General features: G+C 63.6%; 5 protein-coding genes. 4 read left to right on the plus strand and 1 reads right to left on the minus strand.

The window, feature by feature from the left end:
* Positions 1–542, minus strand: a 542-nt coding sequence (locus AC1D0P_RS21410) for an ATP-binding protein (protein WP_477678592.1), incomplete at its 3' end; no start/stop codon positions are given.
* A 273-nt stretch (positions 543–815) separates the two neighbouring features.
* Between AC1D0P_RS21410 and AC1D0P_RS21415 the strand changes: the two genes are divergently transcribed.
* The 4 genes from AC1D0P_RS21415 to AC1D0P_RS21430 are packed head-to-tail and all read left to right on the plus strand — an operon-like array spanning position 816 to position 5,021.
* A complete protein-coding gene (locus AC1D0P_RS21415) occupies positions 816–1,268 on the plus strand; it encodes a Csu type fimbrial protein (protein WP_477678593.1) in 453 nt (150 codons plus the stop codon).
* A gap of 7 nt (positions 1,269–1,275) precedes the next feature.
* A complete protein-coding gene (locus AC1D0P_RS21420) occupies positions 1,276–1,872 on the plus strand; it encodes a hypothetical protein (protein ID WP_477678594.1) in 597 nt (198 codons plus the stop codon).
* A 2-nt stretch (positions 1,873–1,874) separates the two neighbouring features.
* The gene (locus AC1D0P_RS21425) at positions 1,875–2,606 is read left to right on the plus strand and encodes a fimbrial biogenesis chaperone (protein ID WP_477678595.1); all 732 of its coding nucleotides are present in this window, start codon (positions 1,875–1,877) and stop codon (positions 2,604–2,606) included.
* Between the two features lie 39 nt (positions 2,607–2,645).
* On the plus strand, positions 2,646–5,021 hold the full coding sequence (locus tag AC1D0P_RS21430) for a fimbria/pilus outer membrane usher protein (protein ID WP_477678596.1): 2,376 nt from the start codon (positions 2,646–2,648) through the stop codon (positions 5,019–5,021).
* The last annotated feature ends 142 nt before the right edge of the window (positions 5,022–5,163 follow it).

A 5,163-nucleotide genomic window follows, 5' to 3' on the forward strand; every position in this document is an offset into this window, starting at 1 on the left:
TCCTTGAGGTGCAGGATGATGCTGGTGCCGCGCTCCGCGCGCTCGATCTCGCTAACCTCGAACTCGCCGGTGCCGTCGCTGGTCCAACGCACGCCCTGGCCCGCCGGCAGGCCCGCGCGCCGGCTTTCCACTGTGATCTTGTCGGCCACGATAAAGCCCGAATAAAAACCCACGCCGAACTGGCCTATCAGCTGCGCGTCGTTCTTCTGGTCGCCCGAAAGCTTGGCCATGAAGTCGCGCGTGCCGCTCTTGGCGATGGTGCCGAGGTTGTCGATGGCTTCCTGCTGCGACAGGCCTATGCCGTTGTCCGTAATGGTCAGCGTGCCGGCGGCCTTGTCGAAGCTCACGCGCACCTTGAGCTCGGCGTCGTTCTCCAGCAGCGAAGCATCGTTGAGCGCCTCGAAGCGCAGCTTGTCGCAGGCATCCGAAGCATTGGAAATCAGCTCGCGCAAAAAGATCTCGGGGTTCGAGTACAGGGAGTGCGTGACCAGCTTGAGCAGCTGGGCCACCTCCGCCTGGAAAGAGAGGGTTTGTTTTTGCATGGTCTTGGGCATAGTTGTTACTAATTTGTTACGATTTCGTCATGAGCGGGAGGGAAATGTGGTTTTCATGGGCAGTATTTACCTTTGTCACATATAAGACTTTTGGATTCATTTAGAAAAAAACTCAATCATTTCAATGATCTGACGTGACAAATTCCCCATTACGGGCGCTGTTACAGATACAAATCAACCTGTTTGAGAAATATCTAGTTACAGTCCATTCACCTTCAAATTTCGTCCCCCGTTATTCGTTCAACCAACCGGAGAACAGTCATGAAAAAGCTCATTCTAGTAATCGCCCTCGGTCTTGCCGCCATTGCCACCCTGCCAGCGCACGCCGCGACGGCTACCGGCAATTTCGACGTCACCATTAACCTGACCAGCGCCTGCAAATACCTCAAGACCTCAGACGTCGCGTTTGATTACACCTCGTTCCAGACAGGAGCCCAGGCCCACACTACCGCGGGTGGTTTCACAATTCAGTGCACGAAAGACTTGGGTTACACCCTCTCGCTTGATTCCACCGCTGTGACCGATCAGGCTGTTGACCTTGCATACACTCTGGCACTGAGCGCAACCACTGGCACCGGTACCGGAGCCGCCCAGACGTACTCCGTGACCGGTTCCATGATTGCCGGCCAAGCGGGCAAGTGTGCCGCCGTCGGCGGCGCCTGCTCGAACAGCACATCGACCAACAAGGTCCGTACCCTGACAATCACCTACTAAGCGGCTGTTGACGCTCGAGGACCTGATCATGGCAACACCGATGCGCTCGCTTGCAAGGCTGGCTCTCGGTGTATTCATGCTTTCGGCGAGCGTTTGCAGTTTTTCCGGCACCGCGGGAGGCCAGTTCGGCGTGCAGATCCGCCTGAACGGCGGAGATCCCGCCGGCAGCGGCAACGCGTGTATCAGCGCGACCGGCGCGGGGGCCGGCGGGAGTTCGGTGCAGGTGCGCTGCAACACCAATGTCTTCGTGAGCATCACCCCTGTCGGCAACGCCAACGCCCTGGTAAATGCCCGATTCCAGCCGGGCTTTCGCCCTACCCGGGATTCGCTGCTGCCTGACTACTGCCGCAGCGAAATCTCCCGCGGCGACCAGGCGGCGCGCATGGCCTGCCGCCTGGACGACCAGCGCGTTGCCACAGCCGGCGACGAAGTGGACGACGGATGGGAGTTCGAAAGCCGGCGTTATGCCATGGGCCCGGAAGCCGCGGAGATCGAAACGCAGGCCCGTTTACGCTTCCAGGACGTCCGGGGAACGCTCACAGCCGTGCGCCTCGCCCACGCCGGCAATCAGGCTAAATCTATCGAGATGCTGGTATCCTTCTAGGGATGAACGTCCCACAGCGCCGAAGCAGCCTCATCACCTACGCTCTCCTGCTGAGTCTGCTTGGGCCCTGGGCCGCCGCGACGGCCGGGGTGTTTTCCGTAACGCCTGTCCGCCTTTACATGACGCCGCGCGATCGCGCCATCGCCGTCACGCTGACCAACGAGGCGGACACCGAAGTGGTGCTGCAGGCCGATATCAACACCTGGAGCCAGAAGCCCGACGGCACCGATGAGCTGGTACTCACGGAAGACCTGATCCTGGCGCCCCCCATCATCAAACTGGCGCCCAAAGCGCGCCAGGTGGTGCGGCTGGCCCTGTTAAAGCCGGCCGATGCAAGCCGGCAACTGACCTACCGCATGATCATCCGTGAAGTACCGGAAGCCCTGCCCGCGAGCGGCATCCAGGTTCCCATTGCGCTGGCCCTCAGCATGCCCGTGTTTATCACCCCTCCGGTGGCCAAGCGCCAGGTGAGCTGCACCGTCCAGCGTCCGGAAGCCAAAACCGTGGGCCTGCAGTGCGGCAACACAGGCACGGCCTATGCCCAGATTCGCGAAGCGACGCTGATGCGAGGCGAGCAGGCACTGGCCAAGTTCGAGGGCGGCAGCTACATCCTGCCGGGTGCCACCAAGCTCGTCAGCCTCAAAAGCGAGCAAGCCGTCACGGCGGGCGAAGCCAAGCTGGTGGTGACTTTCGACGACGGCCAAAGCCAGACGACCAGTATCACCTTGCCCTGACCGAGCCCCATGACGAGGAGGCGCCCGCAGGTCTTACGAATGCAACCCCTGGCCATCGGCATAGCCAGCCTGTGCTGCGTCCTCGCCGCGCAGGCTCAAACCACGGCGCCCGCCAACGCGCCGACGGCGGCCCGCGCCGCCAATGACCGCCTGCTTCCGCTGGAAGTGTTCATCAACAGCACCAAGGGCGGTGTCTGGACCCTGCTGGAGCGCAACGGCATCCTCTACGCGCCCGAAGACGCTTTTGAAGAGTGGCGGCTGAATCGCCGCCCCAGCGCACAAGACATCGATTTCCAGGGCCAGCGCTGGTATGCCCTCTCGTCCATCCCGGGGTTCGAGGCACGCCTGAATTTTGCCGAGCAGTCGGTCGACCTGATCTTTTCCCCGGCGGCCTTCAATGCCGTGCGCCTGACGCAGGAATCCGCCATGCGCCCGCCGCTGTCGCCGAGCGTGCCGGCGTTCTTTGCCAACTACGACCTGAATTACCTGAGCACCCACACCCGCAACGCCATCGGCGGCGCGGGGGACGCCCGGGATCTCGGGGCCTTGACCGAGTTGGGGTTTTCCGGGCAGTGGGGGCTGCTGACCAGCAGCTACGTGGGCCGCAACCTGGTCAGCCAGGACCCGACCGTCAAGGCTTCCTGGCGGCGACTGGAAACCACCTATACGCGCAATTTCCTGGAATCCAACAGCACCCTGCGACTGGGCGACAGCAGCACACGCACCGGCATTTCGGGACGATCCGTCTATTTCGGTGGCGTGCAGTTCGCCAAGAATTTCTCCCTGCAGCCCGGCTTTGTCACCCAGCCCATCCCCACGGTAACCGGGCTGTCGGCCGCCCCGAGCACCGTGGAGCTGTACGTCAATGATGCGCTGCGCCAGACCTCCAAGGTGCCTTCCGGCCCTTTCAGCATCGACAACTTTCCGGCGCTGACAGGCGCCGGCGAGGCGCGCGTGGTGGTGCGCGACATCCTGGGCCGCGAGACAGTCATCACCCAGTCTTTCTTCAGCAATGCCAACCTGCTGGAGGAAAACCTCAGCGACTGGAGCTTCGAGGCGGGAGCCATACGCAACCAGCTGGGCATCGAGAATGCCGACTACGGCCCCCGCTTTGTATCGGGCCTGTGGCGCCAGGGCCTGACCAAGAGCATCACTGTCGAGGCCAATGGCGAATGGTCCCGGCCCCTGTCGCGCATGGGTGCGGGCGCCAGCTATGAGCTGCCCTTCCAGATGCTGGGGCAGACCGCGGTGTCCTTCAGCCGCAGCGACACCGCCGGCCGCGGCCACAACTGGCTGGTCGGCATCGAACGCACCGGCCTGCGCCACGGCGTCTCGCTGAGCGCGGAAGGCGCGTCGCGCGGCTACCGCCAACTGGGCATAGACACAGCGTCGCCGCTGCCACGCCTGCAGACCACCGCCAGTTACAGCTATAGCACCGACCAGTTCGGCGCGTTCAACGTGAGCTATGCGGGCTTTGACACCTACGACCTCGGCAAACTCGACACCGTCAGCGTCAACTACACCATGCGGCTCGGGCCGCGCAGCGCCCTGACCTTAAGTGCCACGCGGCTCAGCGGATCCTCCTCCGGCACCTCGGTGGGCGCGACCCTGATCGTGCCGCTGGACAACCACATCACGATTGCTTCCGGCGTCACCACTCGCAGCGGGACGACCGAAGGTTATGTGAACGCCAGCCGGGCCCTGAGCGCTGAAACCGGCTGGGGCTGGCGCAYGGCCCTGGGCACGCGCGCGGAGGGCCGCTACACGGAGGGCGGCGCCTATTACCAGGGCAGCAAAGGCTTGTTTTCGGCCGACGTCAACGCGGGCGAAAACCAGCAGAACCTGCGCCTGGGCCTGGTCGGGGGATTGGTCATGGCCGAAGGCCAGGCCTTCGCGACACGCCGGGTGCAGGACAGTTTCGCCATCGTGGAAGTGCCGGGCTATGCCAATGTCGGCGTTGGCTTCCAGGGCAGCACACTGACCCGCACCGATGAAAAGGGCGTGGCGCTGCTGCCGCGTTTGCTGCCCTTCCAGCGCAACAGCGTGCGGCTGGACCCGACCGAACTGCCCATCAGCGCCGAGCTCGACTCGATCGAGCAAGAGGCCGTGCCGGCCCTGCGCGGCGGGGTCAAGATCACCTTCCCCGTGCGCTCGGGCCGGGGTGCCCTGATCCGCATCGTGCTCGACAACGGTGAACCCGCACCCGCCGGCGCCGAGATCGAGTTGATAGGCGACAAGAAGGAATTCTTCGTCGCCCGCCGCGGCGAGGCCTTCGTCACCGGACTGCAACCCTCCAACCGCCTGCGCCTGAAGTGGAACGGCGCGAGTTGCACCTTTACCGTCGAGCTGCCGCCCGGCAACCTTGAAGACATTACCCGCGTGGGCCCGGTCCACTGCTCAGGAGTCAAACCGTGAATTCCGTAAACCCCTGGCGCCTCGCCGCGGCGGCATGCCTGTCCCTCGCGGGCGCGGCGCCGGCCATGGCGGCGCTGGTCTGCAACGCCACCGCCACACCCGTGCAGATGGTGTACTTCGAGAACGACCCCAACCCTACCAC

Source organism: Polaromonas sp. P1_G2 (assembly GCF_056405515.1).